Source organism: Rhizobium aethiopicum (genome assembly GCF_900094625.1).
GTDB classification, from domain to species: Bacteria; Pseudomonadota; Alphaproteobacteria; order Rhizobiales; family Rhizobiaceae; genus Rhizobium; species Rhizobium aethiopicum.
This window is the reverse complement of record NZ_FMAJ01000007.1, coordinates 260,488-286,530: the sequence shown is the minus strand read 5'-3', so window position 1 is coordinate 286,530 and position 26,043 is coordinate 260,488. Positions and strand designations below refer to the sequence as shown.

Annotated in this window: 25 protein-coding genes and 1 pseudogene; 14 read left to right on the top strand and 12 right to left on the bottom strand. The window is 61.8% G+C overall.

The window, feature by feature from the left end:
* Positions 1 to 76 precede the first annotated feature (76 nt).
* The 4 genes from GA0061105_RS17390 (at position 77) to GA0061105_RS17375 (ending at position 4,786) form a co-directional block, all read left to right on the top strand.
* On the top strand, positions 77 to 1,081 hold the full coding sequence (locus tag GA0061105_RS17390) for an ABC transporter permease (protein WP_092751857.1): 1,005 nt from the start codon (positions 77 to 79) through the stop codon (positions 1,079 to 1,081).
* A gap of 83 nt (positions 1,082 to 1,164) precedes the next feature.
* Entirely contained in the window at positions 1,165 to 2,112 is a 948-nt protein-coding gene (locus tag GA0061105_RS17385) for a substrate-binding domain-containing protein (protein WP_064694262.1), read from the top strand.
* Positions 2,113 to 2,356: 244 nt separating this feature from the next.
* Positions 2,357 to 3,409 carry a sugar phosphate isomerase/epimerase family protein gene (locus tag GA0061105_RS17380; RefSeq protein WP_092751758.1) on the top strand — a complete coding sequence of 351 codons (1,053 nt, stop codon included), beginning with the start codon at positions 2,357 to 2,359 and terminating at the stop codon, positions 3,407 to 3,409.
* 189 nt (positions 3,410 to 3,598) lie between these two features.
* Positions 3,599 to 4,786, top strand: coding sequence for a Gfo/Idh/MocA family protein (locus tag GA0061105_RS17375; protein WP_092751756.1), 1,188 nt, complete (start codon positions 3,599 to 3,601; stop codon positions 4,784 to 4,786).
* A gap of 88 nt (positions 4,787 to 4,874) precedes the next feature.
* Here the strand turns inward: GA0061105_RS17375 and GA0061105_RS17370 are convergent, their stop codons facing one another.
* On the bottom strand, positions 4,875 to 5,276 hold the full coding sequence (locus GA0061105_RS17370; protein WP_064694265.1) for a DoxX family protein: 402 nt from the start codon (positions 5,274 to 5,276) through the stop codon (positions 4,875 to 4,877).
* A 255-nt stretch (positions 5,277 to 5,531) separates the two neighbouring features.
* Between GA0061105_RS17370 and GA0061105_RS17365 the strand changes: the two genes are divergently transcribed.
* Together GA0061105_RS17365 and GA0061105_RS17360 are read left to right on the top strand one after the other, a co-directional pair.
* Complete coding sequence (locus GA0061105_RS17365) at positions 5,532 to 6,917, top strand: GH1 family beta-glucosidase (protein ID WP_092751754.1); 1,386 nt, start codon at positions 5,532 to 5,534, stop codon at positions 6,915 to 6,917.
* 133 nt (positions 6,918 to 7,050) lie between these two features.
* The gene (locus GA0061105_RS17360; protein ID WP_092751752.1) at positions 7,051 to 9,264 is read left to right on the top strand and encodes a putative bifunctional diguanylate cyclase/phosphodiesterase; all 2,214 of its coding nucleotides are present in this window, start codon (positions 7,051 to 7,053) and stop codon (positions 9,262 to 9,264) included.
* A 46-nt stretch (positions 9,265 to 9,310) separates the two neighbouring features.
* On the opposite strand, the gene trhO is transcribed toward GA0061105_RS17360, so the two are convergent.
* The 4 genes from trhO to GA0061105_RS17340 all read right to left on the bottom strand — a co-directional run bounded on the left by trhO (position 9,311) and on the right by GA0061105_RS17340 (position 12,266).
* Positions 9,311 to 10,240 (bottom strand): oxygen-dependent tRNA uridine(34) hydroxylase TrhO, encoded by a 930-nt coding sequence (gene trhO / locus GA0061105_RS17355; protein WP_092751855.1) that lies wholly within the window; start codon positions 10,238 to 10,240, stop codon positions 9,311 to 9,313.
* A gap of 71 nt (positions 10,241 to 10,311) precedes the next feature.
* On the bottom strand, positions 10,312 to 10,788 hold the full coding sequence (locus GA0061105_RS17350) for a VOC family protein (protein WP_092751750.1): 477 nt from the start codon (positions 10,786 to 10,788) through the stop codon (positions 10,312 to 10,314).
* Positions 10,789 to 10,891: 103 nt separating this feature from the next.
* Complete coding sequence (locus tag GA0061105_RS17345; RefSeq protein WP_092751748.1) at positions 10,892 to 11,800, bottom strand: CHAD domain-containing protein; 909 nt, start codon at positions 11,798 to 11,800, stop codon at positions 10,892 to 10,894.
* Positions 11,778 to 12,266, bottom strand: a complete 489-nt coding sequence (locus GA0061105_RS17340) for a CYTH domain-containing protein (protein WP_064708662.1) — start codon at positions 12,264 to 12,266, stop codon at positions 11,778 to 11,780. Before GA0061105_RS17340 ends, GA0061105_RS17345 begins: the two co-directional genes overlap by 23 nt.
* A gap of 155 nt (positions 12,267 to 12,421) precedes the next feature.
* Here GA0061105_RS17340 and GA0061105_RS17335 point away from each other — a divergent pair, with 155 nt between their 5' ends.
* From GA0061105_RS17335 to GA0061105_RS17320, 4 genes are all read left to right on the top strand, one after another.
* Positions 12,422 to 13,060 (top strand): 2-dehydro-3-deoxy-phosphogluconate aldolase, encoded by a 639-nt coding sequence (locus GA0061105_RS17335; RefSeq protein ID WP_064694271.1) that lies wholly within the window; start codon positions 12,422 to 12,424, stop codon positions 13,058 to 13,060.
* 110 nt (positions 13,061 to 13,170) lie between these two features.
* The gene (locus tag GA0061105_RS17330; protein ID WP_092751746.1) at positions 13,171 to 13,890 is read left to right on the top strand and encodes a tellurite resistance TerB family protein; all 720 of its coding nucleotides are present in this window, start codon (positions 13,171 to 13,173) and stop codon (positions 13,888 to 13,890) included.
* Between the two features lie 64 nt (positions 13,891 to 13,954).
* Entirely contained in the window at positions 13,955 to 14,650 is a 696-nt protein-coding gene (locus GA0061105_RS17325; RefSeq protein WP_092751744.1) for a GNAT family N-acetyltransferase, read from the top strand.
* Positions 14,647 to 14,853 (top strand): hypothetical protein, encoded by a 207-nt coding sequence (locus GA0061105_RS17320; RefSeq protein ID WP_064694273.1) that lies wholly within the window; start codon positions 14,647 to 14,649, stop codon positions 14,851 to 14,853. The genes GA0061105_RS17325 and GA0061105_RS17320 overlap by 4 nt, the downstream gene beginning before the upstream one ends.
* A 1-nt stretch (position 14,854) precedes the next feature.
* Here the strand turns inward: GA0061105_RS17320 and GA0061105_RS17315 are convergent, their stop codons facing one another.
* The 3 genes from GA0061105_RS17315 to GA0061105_RS17305 all read right to left on the bottom strand — a co-directional run bounded on the left by GA0061105_RS17315 (position 14,855) and on the right by GA0061105_RS17305 (position 17,589).
* On the bottom strand, positions 14,855 to 15,931 hold the full coding sequence (locus tag GA0061105_RS17315; RefSeq protein WP_092751742.1) for a nickel/cobalt transporter: 1,077 nt from the start codon (positions 15,929 to 15,931) through the stop codon (positions 14,855 to 14,857).
* Positions 15,925 to 16,566 (bottom strand): DUF1007 family protein, encoded by a 642-nt coding sequence (locus GA0061105_RS17310; protein ID WP_092751853.1) that lies wholly within the window; start codon positions 16,564 to 16,566, stop codon positions 15,925 to 15,927. Before GA0061105_RS17310 ends, GA0061105_RS17315 begins: the two co-directional genes overlap by 7 nt.
* Before the next feature lie 129 nt (positions 16,567 to 16,695).
* Entirely contained in the window at positions 16,696 to 17,589 is an 894-nt protein-coding gene (locus tag GA0061105_RS17305) for a LysR family transcriptional regulator (RefSeq protein ID WP_092751740.1), read from the bottom strand.
* Between the two features lie 529 nt (positions 17,590 to 18,118).
* Between GA0061105_RS17305 and odc2 the strand changes: the two genes are divergently transcribed.
* The 4 genes from odc2 to GA0061105_RS17285 all read left to right on the top strand — a co-directional run bounded on the left by odc2 (position 18,119) and on the right by GA0061105_RS17285 (position 22,446).
* The gene (odc2, locus tag GA0061105_RS17300; RefSeq protein WP_092751738.1) at positions 18,119 to 19,252 is read left to right on the top strand and encodes an ornithine/lysine decarboxylase; all 1,134 of its coding nucleotides are present in this window, start codon (positions 18,119 to 18,121) and stop codon (positions 19,250 to 19,252) included.
* 92 nt (positions 19,253 to 19,344) lie between these two features.
* On the top strand, positions 19,345 to 19,935 hold the full coding sequence (locus GA0061105_RS17295) for a GNAT family N-acetyltransferase (RefSeq protein ID WP_092751736.1): 591 nt from the start codon (positions 19,345 to 19,347) through the stop codon (positions 19,933 to 19,935).
* A gap of 222 nt (positions 19,936 to 20,157) precedes the next feature.
* Positions 20,158 to 21,183 (top strand): serine hydrolase domain-containing protein, encoded by a 1,026-nt coding sequence (locus GA0061105_RS17290; RefSeq protein WP_092751851.1) that lies wholly within the window; start codon positions 20,158 to 20,160, stop codon positions 21,181 to 21,183.
* Between the two features lie 108 nt (positions 21,184 to 21,291).
* Positions 21,292 to 22,446 carry a GGDEF domain-containing protein gene (locus tag GA0061105_RS17285; RefSeq protein ID WP_092751734.1) on the top strand — a complete coding sequence of 385 codons (1,155 nt, stop codon included), beginning with the start codon at positions 21,292 to 21,294 and terminating at the stop codon, positions 22,444 to 22,446.
* Between the two features lie 16 nt (positions 22,447 to 22,462).
* Here GA0061105_RS17285 and cysE read toward each other — a convergent pair whose 3' ends face one another.
* From cysE to GA0061105_RS17265, 4 genes and pseudogenes are all read right to left on the bottom strand, one after another.
* Positions 22,463 to 23,281, bottom strand: a complete 819-nt coding sequence (gene cysE / locus GA0061105_RS17280; RefSeq protein WP_092751732.1) for a serine O-acetyltransferase — start codon at positions 23,279 to 23,281, stop codon at positions 22,463 to 22,465.
* A gap of 108 nt (positions 23,282 to 23,389) precedes the next feature.
* Positions 23,390 to 23,837, bottom strand: a pseudogene (locus GA0061105_RS17275) (GNAT family N-acetyltransferase).
* A gap of 66 nt (positions 23,838 to 23,903) precedes the next feature.
* Positions 23,904 to 24,893, bottom strand: a complete 990-nt coding sequence (locus GA0061105_RS17270; protein ID WP_092751730.1) for a WD40 repeat domain-containing protein — start codon at positions 24,891 to 24,893, stop codon at positions 23,904 to 23,906.
* A complete protein-coding gene (locus tag GA0061105_RS17265; protein WP_064694281.1) occupies positions 24,893 to 25,993 on the bottom strand; it encodes a CobW family GTP-binding protein in 1,101 nt (366 codons plus the stop codon). Before GA0061105_RS17265 ends, GA0061105_RS17270 begins: the two co-directional genes overlap by 1 nt.
* Positions 25,994 to 26,043: the final 50 nt, after the last annotated feature.

Here is a 26,043-nt window from a genome sequence, read left to right as displayed (position 1 = left end):
GCCGCAAGCAGGCTTCGCCGACGCGCAGGACAAACAGAGTGCCCAGACAATACGGGACGGGAGGTTGGTTTTGGAAATGAGTGTCAACGAGGAGACCAGGGAAATCCGGCGCCGATCCTGGCGGGATGTCGACCTGCGCGCAGTCGCGCCTTTCGTCGCCCTAGCGCTGCTCCTGATCGTCGGAGCCCTGGTCAATCCCAATTTCATCGGCATCACCAACCTTGCCAATGTCGCGACGCGCAGCGCCTTCATTGCCATCATCGCGGTCGGCGCGACCTTCGTGATATCGGCGGGCGATCTCGACCTGTCGGTGGGTTCGATGGTGGCCTTCGTCGCCAGCCTGATGATCCTGCTGATGAATTCGGCCGCCATCGAAAATCCGGCCCTGATGCTGATGGCTGCGGTCGTCTTCACGATCGCCGCCGGTGCGCTGTGCGGTTTGGCGAACGGCCTCATTACCACTGTCGGCAAGATCGAACCCTTCATCGCGACGCTCGGCACGATGGGCATTTATCGCGGCCTGACGACATGGCTGTCGCAGGGCGGTGCGATCACGCTTCGCTCGCCCGATATCCAGACGCTCTATCGCCCGGCCTATTTCGGCACCATCGCCGTTGTGCCGGTGCCGATCGTGGTGATCCTGGCGGTGACGGCGGTCGCGGCCTTCATCCTCTATCGCACCCGATATGGACGCCATGTCGTGGCTGTTGGATCGAACAGCGATGTCGCCCGCTATTCGGGTATCGCGGTCGACCGGGTGCGCACAATCGCCTTCGTGATCCAGGGGCTGTGTGTCGCCATCGCCGTGCTGCTCTACGTTCCGCGTCTCGGTTCGACGTCGGCGACGACGGGCATCCTGTGGGAGCTGCAGGCGATCACCGCTGTCGTTGTCGGTGGCACGGCGCTCAAGGGCGGCGCGGGCCGGGTCTGGGGCACCATCTGCGGCGCCTTCATTCTCGAACTCGTCGGCAACATCATGCTGCTTTCGAATTTCATCAGCGAATATCTGATCGGCGCCATTCAGGGTGCAATCATCATCATCGCAATGTTCGTCCAGCGCTCGCTGGTACGAAAATCATGATCGTACCTGCTTCAATTGGTCGGGCATACAGGGCGCCCGGTCCCAGTGTGGAAAAGTCCCTGAACTCATTGGGAGGAAATAGCATGCGGAAATTAATGTTGGGTCTGGCTGTTGCGGCGGTGACTTTCGCCGGCGCTGCCTATGCACAGGACAAGAAATTCACGATCGGCGTGTCCATCCCGGCCGCCGACCACGGCTGGACCTCGGGCGTCGTCTTTCATGCCGAACGGGTCGCCAAGCTGCTGATGGCCGAACATCCGGGTCTTAACGTCATCGTCAAGACCTCGCCTGATGCGGCCAGCCAGGCCAATGCCGTGCAGGATCTCGATACGCAGGGCATCGACGCCCTCGTCATCCTGCCGTCGGATCCGGATCCGCTGGTCAACGCCATCAAGGAAGTCAAGGACAAGGGCAAATTCGTCGCCCTCGTCGACCGCGCGCCTAGCAACAACGATAACTCCGTGCGTGACCTCTACGTTGCCGGCAACAATCCGGCGCTCGGCGAAGTCGCCGGCAAGTATATCAAGGACAATACGCCGGACGCCGAAGTCGTCATCATCCGCGGTCTGCCGATCCCGATCGACCAGCAGCGCCAGGACGGCTTCGACAAGGGCATTGCCGGCTCGAACGTCAAGGTCCTCGACCGCCAGTACGGCAACTGGAACCGCGACGACGCCTTCAAGGTCATGCAGGATTACCTGACGAAGTACCAGAAGATCGACGTTGTATGGTGCCAGGACGACGACATGGCCGTCGGCGTTCTTCAGGCGATCGAGCAGGCCAAGCGCACCGACATCAAATATGTTGTTGCCGGTGCTGGCTCCAAGGACATGATCAAGAAGGTCATGGATGGCGACAAGATGATCCCGGTCGACGTTCTCTATCCGCCGGCAATGGTCGGCACGGCGATGGAACTGACGGCCGCAGCTCTCTTCGACCAGGTTCCTGTTCACGGCAATTACATCCTCGACGCGACGCTCGTCACCAAGGACAATGCCAAGGACTTCTACTTCCCGGATTCTCCGTTCTGATCCACTGACTACGCAAGTGCGCCCAATCGGAAGGATGGGCGCACTTTGCCGTCGTTTTTGGTGCGCCCGAATGCTGCACGTACCTCTTGCCCGCCAAAGCCCATCGTGATTAGTTCGCAGCCATATCCATCTGGCTTCGTGTCAGATCTGCGAGTTGAGAGCAAGGAAGCGTCTTGCTCCCGCCGAAATGCGTGCTACAAGTTTTCAGAAACGTTTACGGTCGATGTTCAGGGAGGAATCTGACATGAAGACGATTAAGGGCCCCGGCCTTTTCCTTGGCCAGTTTGCGGGTGATACCGCGCCTTTCAATTCCTGGGAAGCGATTACCGAATGGGCGGCCGACATCGGCTACAAGGGTGTCCAGGTGCCGACCTGGGCGAGCCAGCTGATCGATTTGAAGAAGGCTGCGACTTCCAAGGATTATTGCGACGAGTTCGCCGGCAAGGCCCGCGAAAACGGCATCGAGATCACCGAACTCTCCACCCATCTGCAAGGCCAGCTCGTCGCCGTTCACCCGGCCTATGACGAGGCTTTCGACGGTTTTGCCGCACCAGAGGTGCGCGGCAATCCGAAAGCCCGCCAGGAATGGGCGGTAGAGCAGGTTAAGCTGGCGCTGACGGCATCGAAAAACCTTGGCCTCAAGGCGCATGCTACCTTCTCCGGCGCGCTTGCCTGGCCTTTCATCTATCCCTGGCCGCAGCGCCCGGCCGGTCTGGTCGAGACGGCCTTCGACGAGCTTGCCCGTCGCTGGACGCCGATCCTCAACCATGCGGACGAGAACGGCGTCGACGTCTGCTACGAGATTCATCCGGGCGAGGACCTGCATGACGGCATCACATTCGAGATGTTCCTGGAGCGCGTGAAAAACCATCCGCGCGCCAACATGCTCTACGATCCCTCGCACTATGTTCTGCAGTGCCTCGATTATCTCGAGAACATCGACATCTACAAGGACCGCATCAAGATGTTCCACGTCAAGGATGCGGAGTTCAATCCGACCGGGCGCCAAGGCGTCTATGGCGGCTATCAAGGCTGGGTGGAACGCGCCGGCCGCTTCCGTTCTCTCGGCGACGGCCAGGTCGATTTCGGCGCGGTCTTCTCGAAGATGACGGCCAATGATTTCGACGGCTGGGCCGTGGTCGAATGGGAATGCGCGCTGAAGCATCCGGAGGACGGTGCCCGCGAGGGCGCGGAATTCGTGGCGGCTCATATCATCCGCGTCACCGAGAAAGCCTTCGACGATTTTGCAGCCGGCGGCACGGACCAGGCGGCGAACCGGCGGATGCTGGGGCTTTAAATAAGAAGCGTGCCGTGAGGCTGTCCCTCACCCTAACCCTCTCCCCGTTTTGACGGGGAGAGGGACTTGCCACACCGACGGAGTTGGCATCGACGTCGCGGCATTTCCTTCTCCCCGCAAGCAGGGAGAAGGTGGCTGCAGTCGGATGAGGGGCGCATCCGCACCAGATTAAATTTCAGGAGGACAAGTATGGCAATCGAAGCATCATCTGAACAGAGCCGCGAGCCGCGCATCCGGCTTGGCATGGTGGGCGGCGGCGCGGGCGCGTTCATCGGTGCGGTACACCGCATCGCGGCGAGGATCGACGATCAGTACGATCTCATCGCCGGCGCGCTGTCGTCGACGCCTGATAAGGCGGTTCAGTCCGGCCGCGACCTCGGCCTCGATCCGTCGCGGACCTATTCGAGCTACCGCGAGATGGCGATCCGCGAGGCGAAGCTGAAGAACGGCATCGAGGCGGTGGCGATCGTCACGCCGAACCATGTGCACTATGATGCGGCCAAGGAGTTTCTGAAGCGCGGCATCCATGTCATCTGCGACAAGCCGCTGACATCGAACCTTGCCGATGCGAAGAAGCTGAAGAAGGTCGCCGACGAGAACGGCGCGCTCTTCGTGTTGACGCATAACTACACCGGTTACCCAATGGTCCGCCAAGCACGCGAGATGATCGCGAACGGCGAACTCGGCGATATTAGAGTGGTTCAGGCAGAGTATCCGCAGGACTGGCTGACGGAAGCGGTCGAGCAGACAGGCCAGAAGCAGGCCGCCTGGCGTACCGATCCGGCGCAGTCCGGCGTCGGCGGGTCCACAGGTGATATCGGCACGCATGCCTATAATCTCGCTTCGTTTATATCAGGCCTGGAGCTCGACAGCCTGGCGGCCGATCTCGACAGCTTTGTCCCCGGCCGCCGGCTTGATGACAACGCCCATGTCATGCTGCGTTTCAAGGCGAAAGGTTCGGAGAAGCCGGCCAAGGGCATGCTCTGGTGCAGCCAGGTGGCGCCCGGCCACGAAAACGGCCTGATGGTGCGCGTCTACGGCAGCAAGGGCGGGCTGGAATGGACCCAGAAGGACCCGAACTACCTGTGGTACACGCCATTCGGCGAGCCGAAGCGGCTGATCACCCGCGGCGGCGCCGGCGCAGGTGCGGCGGCCGGCCGTGTTTCGCGCGTGCCGTCAGGGCATCCGGAAGGTTACCTCGAAGCTTTTGCGACGATCTATACGGAAGCCGCACATGCGATCAACGCCCGGAAGAAGGGCAAGGCAGTCGATAAGGCGGTGATCTATCCCACCGTCGACGACGGCGTGAAGGGTGTCGCCTTCGTCGAGGCCTGCGTTGCCTCGTCCAAGAAAAACGGCGCCTGGGTGAAACTCTGAGCTTTGACGATCCGCCCCTCAGATGGCCTGGGGCGGAGTCGCGAGAATGCCGAGGCGGCGTTGAACCGCCTCGGCTTATCGTCATGTCTCAGGCTGTAGCGCGGTTGCGCTTCACGAGACCATCGACGCTGAGTGGGCCGGCGCCTGCCGCCACCAGATAGAGAAACACGAAGCAGAACAGGATCGCGGCGACGCCGCCGTTCTGCGCGGGATAAAAGCTCTTTCCCGCATGACCGATGAAGTAGGCGAAGGCCATCAGGCCTGAGAGCACGAAGGCCGCGATGCGAGTCTGGAAACCCACTAGGACGAGGAAGCCCAGGATGAGTTCGATCAATCCGGCAATCCAGGAGAGCGAGCCTATTGGCGGTACGCTTGCCGCTGCCGGAAAGTGCAGGATCTTCTGCGTTCCATAACTGAAAAGCACGAGCGACGAGACGATGCGCAGCAGGCTCAGCAGATGCGGCTGCAGCAGATGGATCGAAGACAGCATTGGATTCCTTTCATGTTTGCGATGTCTTCGCTGTGTAGTGATCACGGGCCCAGCAGCAAGTCACGACTGCTGACATTCGCGTTATGAGAGCGGGTGAGGGGCAGCAGGGCAATCGGCTGCGACGAGACGATACCTTCTGCTCGTCGTGCAAATACTGTAACGTTGCAGTTTTTCTCCCTGGGACCTGTACTTTGCTTTCCCGCTTGGCTAAATCCCGCCACGGTCAGTCCACATGCTGAGAGACGGGGATTACAGATGATCGATGCGAAGACGCTTGCAGGCCGCTTTCCCGGCGATTTCACCTTCGGTGTTGCCACCGCCGCCTTCCAGATCGAAGGCGCCGGCAAGTCCGACGGCCGCAAGCCGTCCATTTGGGATGCCTTCTGCAACATGCCTGGCCGCGTCTATAATCGCGACAACGGCGACATTGCCTGCGACCACTATAATCGCCTGGAGCAGGACCTCGACCTGATCAAGGAGATGGGTGTCGAAGCTTACAGGTTCTCCATTGCCTGGCCGCGCATTATCCCCGACGGCACGGGCCCGGTGAACGAGGCCGGCCTCGATTTCTACGACCGGCTGGTCGACGGCTGCAAGGCGCGCGGGATCAAAACCTTCGCGACGCTCTACCACTGGGATCTGCCTCTGCTGCTTGCCGGCGACGGCGGCTGGACGGCGCGTTCGACCGCCTTTGCTTTTCAGCGCTACGCCAAGACGGTGATGAACCGTCTCGGCGACCGTCTCGACAGGGTGGCGACCTTCAACGAGCCCTGGTGCATCGTCTGGCTGAGCCATCTCTACGGCATTCATGCTCCCGGTGAGCGCAATATGCAGGCCGCGCTGCATGCCATGCACTACATGAACCTCGCCCATGGTCTCGGCGTCGAGGCAATCCGTTCGGAAGCACCCAATGTGCCGGTCGGGCTCGTGCTCAACGCAGCTTCGATCATTCCCGGCTCCGACAGCCCGGCCGATCTAGCCGCTGCCGAACGTGCTCATCAGTTCCACAACGGCGCCTTCTTCGATCCGGTCTTCAAGGGTGAATATCCGCGGGAATTCGTGGAGGCGCTCGGCGATCGCATGCCCGTCATCGAGGATGGCGACCTGAAACTCATCAGCCAGACACTCGACTGGTGGGGGCTGAATTACTACACGCCCGAGCGCGTCGCCGACGATGCCGAACGCCAGGGCGATTTCCCTTGGACGGTGAAAGCGCCGCCGGCAAGCGACGTCAAGACCGACATCGGCTGGGAAATTTATGCGCCAGGCCTGAAGCTTCTGGTCGAGGACCTCTATCGCCGCTACGACCCGCCGGAATGCTACATCACCGAGAACGGCGCCTGCGACAATACCGGTGTCGTCGACGGCGAGGTCGACGATACGATGCGTCTCGACTATCTCGGCGGTCATCTCGCTGTCGTTGCCGATCTCATCAAGGACGGCTATCCCTTGCGCGGCTATTTTGCCTGGAGCCTGATGGACAATTTCGAATGGGCTGAAGGCTACCGCATGCGCTTCGGTCTCGTCCATGTCGACTATGAGACGCAGCTGCGGACGGTGAAAAAGAGCGGCAAATGGTATCGCGAACTCGCGACGCATTTTCCGAAGGGCAATCACAATGGGGGGCAACCTGCCATCTAGGTTCGATGGCCGGCGGTTCGCCCTCAATGTTCGGGCCAACGGCAAAAAATCGACCGGCGGAAATGTGCAGCAGGCGGTTGCTTAAACGTTTCTGAACCCTTGACTGGCAAAGTCCGATGGTCAGGGAGCCGGAATGCAGATAATTGGAAAATTGCAGAGCAAGGGATCCGGAATAAGCCGTCATATCACCGTCACCGGCGTGCTGTTCTCCTTTGCGGTCATCGTCGCGGTCGCTACCATCATGGTGTTGACTGCACTCGAGCGCGTAGCTGAAAACGCCAATGTCCTTGATGACGAGCGCTCGCGCGAAACGACAATCGGAGCATTGAAGACTTTCGAGGATCAGCTCGGTGCGACGCTCGACGATTATGCCGCCTGGGACGATGCCGCCGCCAACGTCTATGCGCCCGATGGCATGGCGTGGACGGTCAGCAACTACGGCGAGATGTCGGTCAACAGCTCGCTTTTCGACATGGCGATCGTGATCGATGATGCGAAGAATGCGATCATAGCCTACCGCGATGGCAAACCGATGGAGGAGCCGCTGGCGGATTTCTTCGCGCCCTCGCTCTGGAAGCTGTTCGACGTGGCGAAGGCGGCCGGTTCAGCCGATACTCCCCAGGCGGTCGGTTTCGTCACCACCAAACGCGGTATTGCCGCTGTCGGTGTGGCCTTGGTGCGGAAGAAATCCGGCGCCCTTGATGCGCCCGCGGGGCAGCACCGCTATCTCGTTTTTGCCCGTCATCTCGATGACGACAGGGTGGCCGGGCTCGGTCAGACCTATGTGATCGGCGGACTGAGGCTGGCGGCGCCGAGTTTCTCGGCCGAATATCTGGTGCCGATCGTCGATCCGGCGGGGGCAACGATCGGCAAGCTCGTCTGGAACTCGCGCTCACCCGGCAATATTGCCTACGCGCAGGTGCGACCGATGGTCATCCAGGCGCTCGGTCTCGTCGGGCTTTTCTTCGTGGTGCTGCTGGCGATCGGTTGGCTTGCCGGCCGGCGCCTGAAGGCGGAGGAAAACAGCGCCCGCGAGGAGGCGTTGCGCGACAGGCTGAGCGGCCTCTCCAATCGCGACGGGCTCGGGCTTGCCGTCGATCGATTTGTCCTCGAAGCGCGCCAGGCCAAGCGCAACGTGCTGCTCCTCTATCTCGACCTCGACGGGTTCAAGGAAGTCAATGACAGCTATGGACACGGCACCGGCGACCAGTTGATCCGCGCGGTCGCGGCCGGGCTCGAGGTGTTGATCCCGCAAGGCGCGGTTCTCGCCCGCATCGGCGGGGACGAATTTGCAATCGCCTTTCTCTCCGATGGCGAGAATGCCGCCGCTCTGCAGCTTGCCGAGCAGATCCTCGATTTTCTTGTCGAACCGCTGGAGATTGGTCGCCGTGTCGTCGTCGTCGGGGCCAGTATCGGCATCGCCATGTCGCCTGCCGGCGCAATCGATCGCGAGGAGCTGGTGCGCCGTTCCGACCTTGCCATGTACAAGGCGAAGGAGGCCGGCCGTGCGCGCATGACGCTCTACGATCCATCGATGGACGCGGACCGCGAGCAGCGAAATGCGCTGGAGCTCGATCTCAGGATCGCCATCGAAAGCGGCGACCTGACGCTGGTCTACCAGCCGTTGGTCGATGCCGCCACGCATGCGCTGAGCGGCGTCGAGGCGCTGGTGCGCTGGAACCGCCCGGGCCACGGCCCGGTTTCACCCGAGCTGTTCATCCCGATCGCCGAGACCAGCGGCCTCATCGAATCGCTCGGCCTGTTCGTGCTGCGCAAGGCCTGCGAGACGGCCAAGCAGTGGCCGGAGCTGGACGTCTCGGTCAATGTTTCGCCTGGCCAGTTCCGCAATCCCGCCTTCACCGACTATGTGCGCTACGTGTTGAAGCAGACGGAGATCGAGGCCAGCCGCATCACCCTCGAGATCACCGAAGGGTATATGATCCAGAATCCGCAGCGTACCCGCCAGTCGATCGAGCGGCTGAAGGGCCTGGGGGTGAAAGTGGCGCTCGACGACTTCGGATCCGGCTTTTCCTCGATCGGTTACCTCAGGCAGTTCGGCTTCGACCGCATCAAGATCGACCGCTCGCTGGTCATGGGCGTCAACGAGGATAAGCGCCAGCGCGAAATGCTGCAAGCGACGGTGGCGCTCGCTCGCTCGCTCGATATCCCGGTGACGGCTGAAGGCATAGAGACCGAGGGGCAGGCGGTCGCCATGCGCCTGTTCGGCTGCGACTGCCTGCAGGGCTATTTGTTCGGAAAGCCGCTGGCGGCCGAGCGAATTACCGAGATGCTAAACGAACTTCGTGCTGCGGAACCGTCAACCTTGCGCCGTCTCGGTGCCGCCTGACGGCGAAATTCGCGTGGGCGCAAGCTCAGTGAAAAGCAACAGGCTCTTAGCTGCCGATATGCCGCCGGCCGCGTTTTTTTGCCAGCGTGATCTGATGCTGCCGCTGACGGTAGCGCAGCCGGTCTTGCTCGGTGCGTCTGGGATAACAGTGGCTGCAGGAAACACCTTCCTCGTAGAACGGCGAGGCAATTTCCTCGGCGGTGATCGGGTTGCGGCAGGCGTGGCACAGCTTGTGTTCGCCTTCCTTTAGCCCATGCTCGACGGAGACGCGCTCGTCGAACACGAAGCAGGCGCCCTCCCATAGGCTTTCTTCCTGCGGCACTTCCTCCAGATATTTCAGGATGCCGCCCTTCAGATGATAGACCTCGTCGAAACCTTCAGCCTTCATGAAGGCGGTGGCCTTCTCGCAGCGTATGCCGCCGGTGCAGTACATTGCGACTTTCGGCTTGTTGTGCAGGCCCGTATTCCCCCGCACCCAATCCGGAAATTCGCGGAATGTCTTCGTCTTCGGGTCGAGCGCGCCGCGAAACGTGCCGATCGCCGTCTCATAGTCGTTGCGGGTGTCGATGACGATCGTATCGGGATCGGAAATCAGCGCATTCCAGTCCCGAGGCGCCACATAGGTGCCGACCACCTTGTTGGGGTCGATGTCTTCGACGCCCATGGTGACGATTTCCTTCTTCAGCTTCACCTTCAGGCGCAGGAAAGGCATTTTCGAAGCGCGGCTTTCCTTGTGCTCCAGGCTCGAAAATTCCGCCTGAGCACGCAGGAAGGCGAGCACGGCGTGAACGCCGGCATCCGGTCCCGCAATCGTGCCATTGATGCCCTCATGCGCGAGAAGCAGCGTTCCCTTGACGCCGTTTTCTTCGCAAAGCGTTTGCAGCGGTGCCTGCAAGCTGGCGAAGCGCGGCACGGAAACGAAATGGTAGAGCGCCGCCACGAGGAACGGGCTGGTGTGTGTCAGGCAGTCGGTCATGCGCCGGAAATATAGAAAATCACCGGACCGCGCAATTCCCTTCGCCGATGGCGGCGCAATGACGGGACCGATTATGCTTTGGCTTTCCATTCGGAAAACGGCCGCACGCCGAAATTTCGGTCGGGCGCATCGTCGAGAAGGCTGATGAATTCGATCGAATGCCCGTCCGGATCCTTGAAATAGATCGACAGCGCCGGCATCCAGCCGAGAACGACCGGCTCGATTGCGGCTTGGCCGGTGAAGCCGAGAGGTTCGACGCCTTTTGCCTTGAGATTGGCGGGCGCCTGCAGCACGCCATCGACAGTCACGCGGAAAGCGATATGCAGCCGCATCTTCAGGGGGCTGCTTCCCGTTTCCCAGAGGCCGAGCATGCCGGTCTTCCTGTCGTCAACCCAGAGGAAGGCGACTTTGCGCTCCTCGAACGTAGCCGCCGGCTCTAGCCCGACGACATCGCGGTAGAAATCGACGGAGGTCTTGAGATCGGCAACTGTCAGATGGGTCTCGTAGAGCCCGAGCACCCTTGGCATAGCGGCGTTTTCTGTGATCATTTCTTCCTCGCGGTTAAGTTCCTTTGGTCGACCACCGGAGGCTAGGACCTCAAGATAAGTTGAGGTCAATGGGTTTGGCGATATTTCCAGGATGCGCCGTCTCTCAGCTCCCGGCGGCCAGCCAGAGAAGCTCGATACGCTCCGACTCCTCGTCGGGATCATCCGCGAAGACCGCTTCGGCCTTAACGAGTGCTTGCCGGCGGTCTTCCTGCTGGCGGAAGATGATCGCGTCGAGAAGATGCGCCAGATCGTCGTTGCGGGTGAAGAGTTGTGGCTCGGCTTCCACCAGTTGGCAGAGTACGGCAAGGTCGTGAATGTGGCCAAGATCCTCGACGAGTGCCTTGGCCGCATTGCGCTTGGCCTTCATCGCACCTGGCCAGATGTCGCGCAAAAGAGCGTGGTAGAGCCGGTAGTCGTAGGTCCGCTTGCGCAGATCGTGGAAATTGTCGGCCGATGCATCGCCGTGGCAGCCGGCAAGCGCGGCCTTGGCCTTGCGCGCGGTGCGGCGCCAGCTCCTCGCCAGCATGCGGGCATTCTTGCGGTGGCCGGCATCGAAGGAGATCCCATCCAAAGAGGCGATCGCTTCCTTCAGGGTGCCTGAGGTTTCCGTCAACCGCTGTTCCAGGCCGCTCTCGGCCTCCGCCATCCAGTCGCGGCGCCCCTCGAGAATGGTGACGATCCGGCCGAGCGCTTCGCTTTCTTCTTTCCCGCGGGCTGAATGCTGCAGATATTGCGCGGTGCCGATGAGCGCGGCAGCGTCGCGGATTGCCGAAAGCGCGCGCGCGGCATCACGCAGTCTGGCATTTTCGCGCGCCCGGAAGTCCGGCACCTCGCGCGCTACGAGCCGGTAGAGCGAGCGCAATCGCTTCAGGTTTTTTCGGAAGGAATGGATCGCCTCGTGCGCGCCGTCGGGCCGCTCTTCGAGAAAGGTGATGGCGTTTTCCAGTTGCTCGGTCGCGACGCTCCGGAAGGCCTCGGTGAAATCGGCGTCAGGCCGAATGCGATAGGCCATGCCTGTCGTGCCCGTATTCTGTCGCAAGGGCCTGATTGGAATAGCGGAAATCGCCGGTCACTTCGCGGCCGAGCCAGAGGGGCAGGGCTGGCTTGTCGGTTTCCGCCGCCATCTCCACTTCGGCGATGACCAATCCGCGATGTTCGCCGGCAAAGACGTCGACCTCCCAGACGAAGCCCTCATGGGGAACACGGTAGCGCGTTTTCTCGATGACGATGCCGATTGCGTTCTGCAACAGCTCTTCGGCATCGGCGACGGGGATATCATATTCGAATTCGTCACGAGTGATGGCGCTGCGGCCGATCTTGATCGTCAGTCTCGCTTTCCTGCCGTCGAGGATGCGGACTCGAACGGAACGGTCGTCCATCGAGGCGATGTAACCCTGCCTGAGGACAGATTTGGTTTCGACGGCTGAACGCCATCCATCGCTGCGTACGAGAAACTTCCGCTCGATCTCTTTCGCCATATTAGTGAACCTTTTGTGACGATTGCTGCACGGTAGACCAATTTCCAAGCATTTCATACCCTTCTTCTCAGACAACCCGGTTTTAGCTCGACAAGGTTCGGCGGGGACGTTATTCGGGATGCAAATTTCAATCGTTTCAAGGAGGTCATGCGGCCATGGGCGACAAAACAGAGAAGCTCCTTTCCATCCTGAAACTCCAGCCGGTCGTTCCGGTTCTTATCGTCGATGACGCCAAGTCTGCGGTGCAGCTGGCCCGGGCGCTCGTCGCAGGCGGCCTGAAGGCAATCGAGATCACCATGCGCACGCCGGCGGCACTCGAGGCCGTGCGTGCCGTCGCCGCCGAGGTCGAGGGCGCCGAAGTCGGCGCCGGCACGATCCTGAATGCCGCCCACTGGCAAGCCGCCGTCGAGGCCGGTTCGAAGTTCATCGTCAGTCCGGGCACGACGCAGGAGCTGCTCGATGCCGCTGCAGATTCCGATGTGCCGTTGCTTCCCGGAGCTGCCACTGCCAGCGAAGTCATGGCGTTGCGCGAAGAAGGCTACCAGGTGCTGAAGTTCTTTCCGGCCGAGCAGGCCGGTGGCGCCGCTTACCTCAAGGCGCTCTCTTCGCCGCTCGCCGGCACGCTGTTCTGCCCGACAGGCAGCATTTCACTGAAGAACGCCCGAGATTATCTCTCGCTGCCGAACGTCGTCTGCGTTGGTGGTTCCTGGGTTGCGCCAAAGGAATTGGTCGCAGCCGGCGACTGGGCGGGGATCACCAGACTCGCAGCAGAGGCCGCGGCTCTGAAAGCCTGAGGTCGCAAGGGCGGGAAGAGCGCCAGGTGCAATCATCACGCCCACTATTTGTATTTCAGCCGTCGCAAACCTATGTTCTCCTCCGGCCTCAAACAGGGAGATGACGAGGAATGTTCGACGCAAAGAAGCTTCTCGACCAGTTCTTGGGTTCGCAGGTGCCGGGTCTCGGCGGCTCGGTCCGTGACAGGGCGGGTGATGCCGTACAGACGGCAAAGAACAATCCGATGAAGACCGGCGCGATCGCTGCCGCGCTCCTCGGCACCAAGACCGGCCGCAGTATTGCCGGTAACGCACTGGCAATCGGCGGCCTGGCCGCCATTGCCGGTCTCGGCTACCAGGCCTACAAGAATTACCAGGCGGGCCAAGCGCCTGCGGCCCCCTCGGATGCACCGTCGGCGAACAACCCGGTTCTCCTGCCGCCGCCTGTCGAATCCGGCTTCGGGCCGGCGTCGCCTGCCGGCAGCAATGAATTCGTGCTGGTGCTGATCCGCGCGATGATCGCCGCCGCCAAGGCAGACGGCCATATCGATGGCGCCGAACGCGCCCTCATCATGGACAAGATCAAGGCCGCCGACGTCAGTGGCGAGGCTGCAGCCTTCATCGAGCGCGAACTCGCCTCTCCGACGGATATCGACGCGCTCGTCGCTGCCGCAGTGACGGAAGAACAGCGCGTCGAACTCTACACCGCTTCACGGATCACCATCGAGCCGGATTCGCGCGCCGAGCGCGGTTATCTCGATCTGCTTGCGGGCCGTCTCGGCCTCGCCGACCAATTGGTCGACCATATCGAGGCGACTGTGTCGTCCGCCAAGACGACCTTGTCACAGTAACATCTAGGCCGGTTGCCTTTGTCGGGCGGCTGGCCTATCCACTCTGCCGAAAAGGGGAGTGAACATGCGCGATCTTGCAAATTTCAAGGGCTGCCCGGCGCCGAAGCCGGTCACACTGAAGGGCCGTTTCGTTACCGTCGAGCCCTATCGCCGCGAGGAACATCTCGAAGCGCTGTGGAAGGGGCTCGGCGGCATGGGCATCAACCCGCTGCTTCTCTATTTCGCGCAGGACGACTTCTCCGGCATCGAGGATTTCGCCAGCTGGCTCGAAGCCGTCCACACCAAGTCCAGTTGGCTCACCCATATCTTCCGCGACAACGCCACCGGCAAGATTGTCGGCATGGCGAACTATATGCGCGCGGACCCGGCAAACGGCGTCGTCGAGATCGGCGGGGTGGCTCATGGTCCCGACATGAGCCGTTCGCCGCTGTCCACCGAGGCGCATTACCTGATGGCCAAGCACGTCTTCGAAGATCTCGGCTACCGCCGCTACGAATGGAAATGCGACAACAAGAACGAAGCGAGCAAAACGACGGCTCTGCGCTACGGCTTCAGCTTCGAAGGCGTCTTCCGCCAGCACATGATTTCCAAGCACCGCAACCGCGACACCGCCTGGTTCTCGATGATCGACGCCGAATGGCCGCTGATCAACGAGGCCTTCGAAGCCTGGCTTTCGCCCGAGAATTTTGACGCCGCCGGCAGCCAGATCCGCCGCCTGCAGGATATCCGCGCCGATCTCGAAAAGGAAAGGCTCGTATGAGCCCGGAAAGCCGCTCGCAGGCAATCGCCGCCGCCATCATCCTGCTCGGCGCCGGCCTCGTCCTCTATTTCCTGCCGACCATCGTTCTGTGGATCGGCAATTTCTCGCCGGCGCTCGGCATCCTCGTCGGCGTCTGCCTGATCATGGCATTTTTTGCGGTCTTCTGGCTGCGGGCGCGCTACCAGCGGAACAGGGGAAAATAGTCTACCCTTGCAGCGAGGCGCCAAGCAGCAGGACGCCCATCAGGATGACGAGCACGGCGCCGAGGATTTCGATGGCGTTGCCGACCCAGATCGAAGCCGTCGAGCCGCGCCCGGAGAGGCGGACGGCCGCACCTTTGGCGGTGACGGCAAGCGTGGCAAGCACGGATACGGTAATCGCCGTGCCGAGCGACATGGCGGCGACCGAAAGCGCGCCGCCGAGATAGAGGCCGTTCAGCAGCGAGAATGTCATGACAAGCAAAGCCCCGGAGCAGGGGCGGAGGCCGACAGCAACGATCGCCGACCAAGCCTCGCGGGTGCTGAACTTGTCGCCGGCGAGCAGCGCCGGATCGGGCACATGGATATTGCCGCAGGTCTCGCAGGCCAGGCCGGGAATGGAGGTGTGGCCGGCGTCGACGGCCTGCGCCTTGCCGCTGAAAGCATAGGCCTGACGTTCGGCCGCATTGTCCTTCCAGTCGAGCATCATGCTGACCGGACCCGCCGGCGTCGCCATCAGCCGGCGGCGCGGCAGGTTGCCTATCATCGAACGAAGTTTGCGGAACAGCAACCAGCCGCCGAAGAGGATGACCATGACGAAGCTTGCGATTTCCATCGCATGGGTGGCCGCCGTCAAAGTGATGCCGGTGCCGCGCAGCACCAGCCAGGCGCCACCGACCAGCGCCACCGCGACCACGCCTTGGACGAAGGCCGAAATGAAGGAGATGACCACGCCGCGCTTCAACTCGACCTCGTTGGCGATCATGTAGGAGGAGATGACCGCCTTGCCGTGGCCGGGGCCGGCGGCATGGAAGACGCCGTAGGCGAAGGAAAGGCCGACCAGCGATGTCAGCTGCCACGGATCCTCCCGCATGCCCTTCAACGCACCCGTCAGCGCCCGGTAGAAGGCCTGCTGTTCATAGTTCACGTAGAGCAGAAGCGGGGCGAACGGGCCGCCGGTCGGCTGGAAACTCGGTTCGGCCGTGCCGATGCCGAGCGGCGATTGCGCATGGGCGAGGCTCGCCGCCGTCAGAAGCGCAAGGAGTGCTGCGGAAAGGATGAGGTACGGGCGTCTTATCAGCATGTGATCTCCAGCCGCGTGGCGAAGAGTTTGGACATGTTGGTGCCGGTGGGGTCGTTGAAGAAGGCATCGGTCAGCGACTGCTTGTTTTCCGAGATCACCTCGTCGGCATCCGGCCTTACCACCTGGTGTTTGCACGCCTTGAAGCTGTCGCCGACCGTGGCCAGTTCGTTGTCCGTCGGAAAGTCGATAGACGTATAGAGCGTCGGGTCATAGACGCCGAACGTAAGCCTGCCCTTGAGCGGCATCTTCTCGGCCGGCTTGACCGCAAAAAACATCAGGAGCTGGCCGTTCTTATAGTCGACATGGATGATGTCGGGCTGCTGAACGGTGACGCTTTTCCCGTTGATCGTCAGGTTCATGTAATAGTCGTAATCGGCAAGCGATTGCTTCACCGTTTTGCCGACCTGCGCGAGTTCGTTCGGCTCCAGCTTCAGATCGGTGTTCTTGTCAAAATCCATGACGACCGAGGAGGAGAAGACCTCGTCAAAGCGCCAGACATTGCGCAGTTCCTCGATGCTGCCGTCAGCGCCGGCCACGACTTCGAGCCGCGCCTCCACGAAGATGTGCGGATGCGCAAAGGCCGCTGCCGGCGCCAACGAAAGAAGCGCGGTCATCAATGGTATGGATTTGTTCATGCGTCCCGCTGCCTTATTCGCCCGACCCGAGTTCTTGCCAGAAATTGGGACGGAATTGGGACCGGCTTGTCGGTTGATCTCGATCGGCGCCACTCCATCTTCCGGCCGGGCCGGTCTTTCCGCGCAATCTCACGGATGCTTCTTGAACCAATTGTGCAGGTAATCGACGAAGATCCTCACCTTGGCCGGCAGGTAGCGGCGGTGCGGATAAACGGCATAGATGCCGCGGTCGGTCGGGATGTAATCGTTAAACAGCGTCACCAGCTCGCCGCTTTCGATCGGCTTGCGGGCGACGAAATCGGGAATAAGGGCGATGCCGATGCCGGCGAGTGCAGCGCGCAATGTCGCGTGCGGGCTGTTGACCTCTATCGGGCCGGAGACGGAGACGGCGAAGGTGGTGTTGTCGGGATTGTGAAAGCGGATGCTGCCCTGGGTGCGTGAATTGGTATCGATGATGAAGGGAAGACTGGAAATGTCGGTCGGATGCTCCAGATCGGGATGGCGCTCGAGAAAATGCGGGGTGGCGCAGAGATGGACGCGGAAATCGGAAATTTTGCGAGCGATCATCCCGGAATCTTCGAGCTTGCTGATGCGGATCGCCACGTCGAACCCTTCCTCGATCAGATCGACGAAACGGTCATCGGCGGCGATCTCCAGCGAGAGGTCCGGGTTTTCCCTGGAGAAATCGATCAGCGACTGGCCGACGTCGGCATCGACGAAGGTGCGGGGCACGGAGACGCGCAACCGTCCCTTCAGCTGTGCATTGTTTTCGCGCACCAGATCGGCAAGGTTGTCGATCTCCTTCAGAATATCCGAGGCGCTGCGATAATAGGTGTGGCCGGCCTCCGTCATCGAGAACTGCCGGGTGGTGCGATTGAGCAGCAGCGCGCCGAGTTCGTCTTCCAGTTCGCGCACATATTTGGAGAGCAGCGCCTTTGAGCGGCCAGTGCGCCGCGCGGCGGCGGAGAAGCCTTCGGCCTCGACGACATCGATGAAGGCGCGTATGCGCGTCAAGGTATCCATGGATACTTCCTAAAACTGTTTCGGAACGTTGAACAAATTGAGCCGCGCTGTTCAATATTTTTTTGCCCGGAGGATTAAAAAATCGCTTGATTATGAAGGCGAATATTCTTATCTCCCAGTCAGCCCAAAGTCGCACGTGCCCATGGGTGTCCGCCGAACCCTCGAATTGGTGAGGAAATCGGTAAGGTACCTGGAATTAACCCCTCCAGTCGCTATTCCGGCCAACCGGAAAATGCGAGGACGCCTGAAGCAACGACGGTGCGGGCCTTTTTGTTCTCTCCCTGCTTTCCATCAGCGGGGGTTACTGAAGAGGCACACCATCATTGCCGGAAGTGCGGTTGGGATTCTCCCTCCAATCCATGGCAGACAAAGCCGAACTTACACCGCATCGCGGCGTTGGTTCATTATCCGCGCATCGAGCGCTTGCTATGGTTCCGGGGTCTCCACCGGCTGGTTCCAATGCGAGTTCTCGTATGCCCTTTGTCCTCCGGTTCTTGCCGGAGCTCTGGAACTGGAAGAGGGAATCGATATGACCACCCAGCGCATCCGCGACTTTCTCGCAACCCGACGTCCCGACGGTCCCTGCCTCGTGGTTGATCTCGATGTCGTTCGCGACAATTTCCACGCCTTCCGCCACGCCATGCCGGACAGCGCCATCTACTACGCCGTCAAGGCCAACCCGGCGCCGGAAGTGCTGAAGCTGCTCGCCGGCCTCGGTTCCAATTTCGATTGCGCATCCGTTGCCGAAATCGAAATGGCGCTCGAAGCCGGTGCGACCGCCGCCCGCATTTCCTATGGCAACACGATCAAGAAGGAGCGTGATGTCGCGCGTGCACATGCGCTCGGCGTCAGCCTCTTTGCGGTCGACAGCCACGAGGAAGTCGAGAAGATTTCGCGCGCCGCTCCCGGCGCCCGTGTCTTCTGCCGCGTGCTGACCGATGGCGAAGGCGCCGAGTGGCCGCTGTCGCGCAAGTTCGGCTGCGTCCCGCAGATGGCCGTCGACGTTCTCGTCTACGCTCATCAGCTCGGCCTGCAGTCTTATGGCGTCTCGTTCCATGTCGGTTCGCAGATGACCAAGGTCGATGCCTGGGATTCGGCGCTTGCCGATGCCAAGCGCGTCTTCGTATCGCTTGCCAAGCAGGGCATCCACCTGCAGATGGTCAACATGGGCGGCGGCTTCCCGACCAAGTACCTGCGCGACGTTCCGTCGGCAGAAGCTTACGGCAAGTCGATCTACCAGGCGCTGCGCACGCATTTCGGCAACCAGATCCCGCAGACGATCATCGAGCCGGGCCGCGGCATGGTCGGCAATGCCGGCGTCATCAAGGCTGAGGTTGTGCTGATTTCGAAGAAGTCGGACAATGACGATGCGCGCTGGGTTTTCCTCGACATCGGCAAGTTCGGCGGTCTTGCCGAGACGATGGACGAAGCCATCCGCTATCCGATCCGTACGGAGCACGATGGCGACGACATGGAGCCCTGCGTCATCGCCGGCCCGACCTGCGATTCGGCCGACGTACTCTACGAGAAGAACCTCTATCCGCTGCCGATCTCCCTTTCGATCGGCGACGAGGTTCTGATCGAAGGCACCGGCGCCTATACGACGACCTATTCGGCGGTCGCTTTCAACGGTTTCGAGCCGCTGAAGGCCTACGTCATCTAAGTCGTTTCCGCCGGCCCCGTAGCCAGCCGGGGCGGCAACTTCACAATTTCCTTCATCGCCGCTGATAACGGTATTGGGTACGGGAGGCCAAGATGGCCGCTGTTCTTGATTCTGTCCGCGCATTCTTTGCGCCTACCACTTTCGCCATCGACGCCGAAAATCCTTCCGACGTCGTTGCCCGCGAAAACCTGCTCGACCGCGTCATGGGTCCGGGCCGCCGCAAGAAATCGTCCGAGAAGATCCGCCGCAACCGGATTCCGGCCGAAGGCCTTGCGCTCGTCGCGCGTGATCGCGACGGCCACCTCATCGGGACGGTGCGGCTCTGGAACGTCGAGGCCGGCGTCAACGATGAAGGCACGCCGATTACCGCGCTGCTGCTCGGCCCGCTTGCCGTCGATTCGCGGCACGGCGGCAAGGGCATCGGCTCGGCGCTGATGCGGGCAGCGATCCTCGAAGCGAAGAACCGCGGCCATGGCGCCGTGCTGCTCGTCGGCGACGCAGCCTATTACGAGCGTTTCGGCTTCTTTGCCGAGAAAGCTCGCCACCTTGTCATGCCAGGCCCGTTCGAACGCTCGCGCTTTCTTGCGCTCGAGCTCACGGAAGGCTGGCTGGACGGCGCGGCCGGCATGATCGTCCCCTCGGGGCGCATGCTGGCCGGCGCGCCGGTTCGCCGCGCCGCTTGAGGCGGCGCGCTCGCCGGACACTCGGGGAAACGCCCCGAGGCAGGCGACGTCCGCGCCGCTTGATCATCCAGGCAGGCAGGCCAATCGTGATTCGCGGTGCGGATCGTCTTTCAGTGACGGGGCGGGTGAGGGGTGCGAACAACCGCTCGCCAGCGGACACAATCGCGTGAAATGTGCGGTCGGCACGCGAACATGATGCGCCGATATCCTATCTTGCGCCGCATGATCCGTATTTTTCTCCTTCTCCTTTTCTTCTGCCTGTCGCTCGTCGCAACAGGTCCGGCGTCCCCCCAGAGCACGGCTTCCGCCGCCGGGCTTGGCCCGCGCCTCGACCGTGCGGCGAGCGATCCGGCGCTGCGGCCGCTGAAAACGGTGATCGTCGCTCGCGACGGGCGCGTGCTCAGCGAACGCGGTTTTCGGGGTCATTCGCCGGCGGAATCGACCAATATCAAATCCGCTTCGAAATCGATCATGTCGGCGCTCGTCGGTATCGCAATCGGCAAGGGACTGCTGGACGGGCCGGATCAGAAGATCGCGCCGATCCTGAAGACCGACCTTCCCGCATCGCCCGACCCGCGCCTCAACGACATCACCATCGGCAATCTTCTCTCGATGCAGGCGGGGCTCGGCCGCATGTCGGGGCCGAACTACGGCCGCTGGGTCTCCTCGCGCAACTGGGTGCGCTTTGCGCTCTCGCAGCCGTTCGCCGATCAGCCCGGCGGCGAGATGCTCTATTCCACCGCATCGACGCATCTGCTTTCGGCCATTCTGACCAAGGTCAGTGGCCGCTCGACCCTGGTGCTTGCCCGCGAATGGCTCGGCCCTGTCGAGGGTTTCCGCATTGGCGCATGGGAGCGCGACCCGCAGGGCATCTACCTCGGCGGCAACCAGATGGCGATGAGCGCCCGGTCCCTGCTTGCCTTCGGCGAGCTTTATCGCAATGGCGGGCGCACGGCCAAGGGAGAGCAGGTGGTGCCTGCCGACTGGATCGCGCAATCCTGGCAGCACCGTACCAATTCGCGTTTCTCCGGCGACGAATACGGCTATGGCTGGTTCACGCGTGTAATCGGCGGCGAGCAGGTGCATTTCGCCTGGGGTTATGGCGGCCAGATGCTCTACATCGTGCCGTCGCTCGATCTGACCGTCGTCATGACCTCGGAAGAGAACGGTCCTTCGGCTAGAAGCGGCTACCGGGATTTGCTGCACGGTCTGCTGGCCGATATCATCGGCACGGTCCGGGCGGCTTGACTGCGCCGCTTGGGGAAAACCACCGGTCGTTCGATTTTTAACGAAGGCTCCAATCAAACCGCAAAGTGCTTGCTGTAGGTTCTTCGGCCAGAACCTTGGAAAAGCGCCATGCTACTGGATCTCAGGACGATCTATTTCATTGTTGCCGTGAGCTGCGTCGTGCTGGGCATTCTCCAGCTTGCGGCCTATGCGACCGGCCGCTTCGAGAGGTGGCCGCTCTGGTGGGGCTTGAGCAACCTTTTCGTCGGCGTCGGTTCCTTCCTTGTCGCGCTGCGAAATCTTGTCCCCTACGTCGTCTCGGTCGATGGCGGCAACGTCGTCACCATCGCCGGCTATATGCTGATGTTTTTTGCCGTCCGCATCTTTTCAGGTCGGATTCTCGACCAGCGCTATTTCTGGCTTGCCATCTTTCTCGGCAGTATTCCCGTGGTGCCTATCGTCAGCGATCCCTCGGCGGTCTCGGCAAGGCTCCTCTACGTCTCCGTCGTCTGCTGCCTTTGCGATCTTGCCGTCGCCAGGGAGGCGGTCAGCATTGTTCGCCGCGAGAAGCTTTATTCGGCCGCTTTGCTCGTCGGCCTCTACGTCTGCACCGCCATGATCTTTGCGCTGCGCAGCATCCTTGCGGCGACCGGCGAGATCGGCGGGCCGGATCCTTTCGGCGGCAGCGTAGCGCATAGCTGGATGGCGGTATCGGCGGTCGCTTTCATCATGCTGCGCAGCATGGCCATGGTGCTGATGGCGGCCGAGCGCAGCCGCAATCAGCTGACGGAACTCGCCCACCACGATCCGCTGACCGGCGCGCTCAATCGCGGCGGCCTTGCCCAGCACGTACCCGCTCTCGCTTCCCAGCCGATATCGCTGCTGATCATCGACATCGACCATTTCAAGCAGTTGAACGACCGGCACGGCCACGCCACAGGCGACGAGATCCTGCGGCTTTTCGCCAGCGTTGCGAGAGGCATTCTGCGCTCTGGCGATCTGCTCGCCCGGCAAGGCGGAGACGAATTCCTGGCGGTGCTGAAAAACATCTCCCAGACAGATGCGGTGGCGATTGCTGAGCGCATCCGCCTCGACTTCGCGGCCGCCGTCGCGCAGCGGCCGGATCTCGCCGTGTTTCCGACGCTAAGCATCGGAGTCGCGACGCGCGAAAGCGACGCAGATTTCGAACGGCTCGTGCATCAAGCCGACGAGGCGCTCTATCGGTCGAAACGCGAAGGCCGAAATCGCGTCGAAGCCTTCTGGGAAAACCAGCAGGCCGCATAGCGCTCGGGATACCGATCTAAATATTCTGGTCCATGGTCTCGGCGGGAATTTCATCGGCGTTGTGGATGCGCACGACGGTAGCCGGCACGCCGGCTACCGTGCAATGTTCGGGGACCGGCTTCAGCACGACGCTGCCGGCAGCGATTTTGCTGAAGGCGCCGATTTCGATATTACCGAGGATCTTGGCGCCTGCGCCGATCATCACGCCGTGGCGGATCTTCGGATGGCGGTCGCCCGTCTCCTTGCCGGTGCCGCCGAGCGTGACATTCTGCAGGATCGATACTTCGTCTTCGATCACCGCCGTTTCGCCGATGACGATGCCCGAGCCATGGTCGAGCATGATGGATGCGCCGATCCGTGCGGCCGGATGAATATCCGGGCCGAAGACCAGCGAGGCGAGATTGGCGAGCCAGGTCGCGATCTCCGGGCGGCCGGCATTCCAGAGCGCATGGGCGATGCGGTGCGTTTGCAGCGCATGAAAGCCCTTGAGGTTCAGAAGCGCGTGCAGAAATGTCGTGCAGGCCGGGTCGCGCTCACGCACGGCTGCGAGATCGGCCTCGACCTTTCGCATGATATCGTCGTTCAAGGTGGAGAGGATAAGATCGAACAGATTGCCCGTTTCCACCTGCGTCACAGAAAGCCGTGCGGCCAGAACACGGGCGATGATCTCATTATCGCCGCTCGCGTCCGTCACCTCTGTCGCGAGTAACCGGCGCAATATCGGCTCCCGCATAGCGAGCTCGGCGGCCTCGGTGCGGATCGCTGCCCAGATGGAAGTATCGCTCAAGGGCGGCGGCTGTTGCTCGGCCAAACTGAGGCCGGTCGATTTCGGCATTCCCGTTTCCTCTGTGGCCAAGCGGAGCAAGGCGCTGCCCGCGTGCCGCTCATGTTTCGCCGCGATAAGGCATTTGGCAAGCGATATTCCGTAGCCTGGCTGGTTGTTTCAGCCAGCGGACGGCTGCAGGTCAGACGTCAGTTCCGGACGGGCGGCGCCAATGATAGAGCACGTCGGGCTCTCTTTCCTCGTTGTTAGCCCCGTCGGTCTCGTTGTCGGCGGAAAACCCGTGCCGCTCGTAGAAAGCGCGGGCCCCGATATTGCGCTGGAACGTCCAGAGCCTGATTTCATCCATCTCCTCTTTAGCGCCGGCGAGCAGCAGGGAGCCGATGCCGATGCCCTGGAAATCCGGAAGAACGTAAAGCTGCTCTATCCAGTTATCGCCGTAGGCGATGACGCCGACGAGCTTGTTTCGCATGGCAGCGCCGAGGATGGTGCAGTTCGGCAGGAGGTGCATGCGCCAATACTGCTCTTCTTCCTCAGGCGTGTGCAGAACGGGCAGCCAGGGCAGGCGTTGCCAGAGCGCCGCGCGTCTGATGCCTGCCGCCGCCTGCATTTGGTCGGCGCTGAGCGTCACGAGTTCGGGTTCCGTCAAGGCGCCTCCATTGCCGGCACCGCCGCCTCAAGCAGAAATATCGACGACGCCGCAATCGCCGGCTTCGGAAGCGAAGGCAAGCAGCTTGCCGTTTGCGCTCCAACTCATTGCCGTGATCGCGCCCTTGCCGGGGCGGCGCAGCAGCGCTTCCTTGTTGTCAGCAACGCGCACGGCGAGGATCATGCCGTCGATGAAGCCGATCGCGAGGATATCCTCCAGCGGATGGAACTTCACCGAGGTCGCCATGATGTTGGCGCGGGTGCCGAGTTCGAGCGGCGCCTTGCCCATCGGGCCGTCCTTGCCCTGGAAAGGCCAGACGATTGCCGCCGGCGCGCCCGAGGAGGCTAGCCATTTGCCTTTGACCGACCAGGAGAGCGATTTCACCTTGGCGGGATAGCCGGTCATGCGCATGTGGCGGGCTTCCGCGCCGGGCTTGCTGTCGAGCTTCCAGCCGTGCAGGGCGTTTTCCTGCATCGAGGTCACGAGGAAATTACCATCGGGCGAGAAGGTGACGCCGGTATGCGCGCCCTTCCATTCGAGATCGACCGGTTTGGCGCTCATGCCGACCCAGTGCAGCGACACCCCGTTATAGCGGGCGGCGGCTATGCGCAGACCCTTCGGCGCGAAGGCGAGGCCCTCGACCGTGCGCTCCTCCGGGAATTCTTTGGTGGTGCCGTCGACAAGACGCACGAGCGAACTCTTGCCGTAAGAATAGGCGATGGCACCTTGCGGCCCGGCCGCGACCTGCGAGATCCATTTGCGCGGCGCGGCCGCCAGTTCGCTGACGCTGCCGTCGGCGGCCATGCGGAGAACCTTGCCGTCCTCGCCGCCCGAAATAAGGCTTTCGCTGTAGGGATCGCGGGTCACGGTGAGCATGCCCTGATGGGCTTCTGAAACCTTCTCGCCGCCGTCCAGCCGGTGAAACGTGCCGTTTGCGCTCGCGAAGAAGGGAACATCACCTAAAAATTCGACGGCCAGAACGTGGCCGTCGAGATCAAGCGGTGCAACTGTCGGCATCAGGCGGCTGCCTCGCAGGCCTTGAAGGAGGCTTCCAGCTTTTCGCGGTCGAGATCGCGGCCGATGAAGACGAGGCGGCTTTCATGCTTCTCGCCTTCCTTCCACGGCCGCTGGTGATCACCTTCGATGATCATGTGCACGCCTTGGACGACGTAACGCTGGGGGTCGTCTTTGAAGGCGATGATGCCCTTGAGACGGAGAATGTTCGGGCCCTGCACCTGGGTGACTTTTTGAATCCACGGGAAGAAGCGCTCCGGGTTCATCTCGCCGCCCCGCAGCGACACCGACTGCACCGTCACATCGTGGATCGGCGACATCGCGCCATGATGATGGTCGTGCCCATGATGATCGTGATCATGGCCATGATGGTGGTGGTCGTGATCATGATCGTGGTGATGATGATCGCAATCGGGGCCACAGACATGGTCGTCGTGGCCGTGTTCCAGGAAATGCGGATCGTTTTCGAGCGCGCGCTCCAGGTTGAAGGCGCCCTGATCGAGCACGCGGGCAAGGTCGACGCCGGAGCGGCTGGTCTTGTAGACGCGGGCGGCCGGGTTGATGGCGCGGACGATGTCTTCGATCACGTCAAGTTCGTCCGGGGTAACGAGGTCGCTCTTGTTGATGACGACGACGTCGGCGAAGGCGATCTGGTCTTCGGCCTCGCGGCTGTCCTTGAGACGCAGCGGCAGGTGCTTGGCATCGACGAGGGCGATGACGGCGTCGAGCTCGGTCTTGGCGCGCACGTCATCGTCCATGAAGAAGGTCTGGGCGACCGGGACCGGATCGGCGAGGCCCGTCGTCTCGACAATGATGCCGTCGAAACGGCCGGGGCGGCGCATCAGGCCTTCGACGACCCGGATCAGGTCGCCGCGCACCGTGCAACAGACGCAGCCATTGTTCATCTCGTAGATTTCTTCATCCGACTCGACGATGAGGTCGTTGTCGATGCCGATTTCGCCGAATTCGTTGACGATGACCGCATATTTCTTGCCGTGATTTTCCGACAGGATCCGGTTGAGCAAGGTCGTCTTGCCGGCGCCGAGATAACCGGTGAGCACGGTAACGGGAATGGGCTTCTGGGTGGAGATCGCGTCGGTCATAAGAACCTCTAGATTAGGCGTGCGGCCGAGCGGCTTCGGACCGGCTGCTT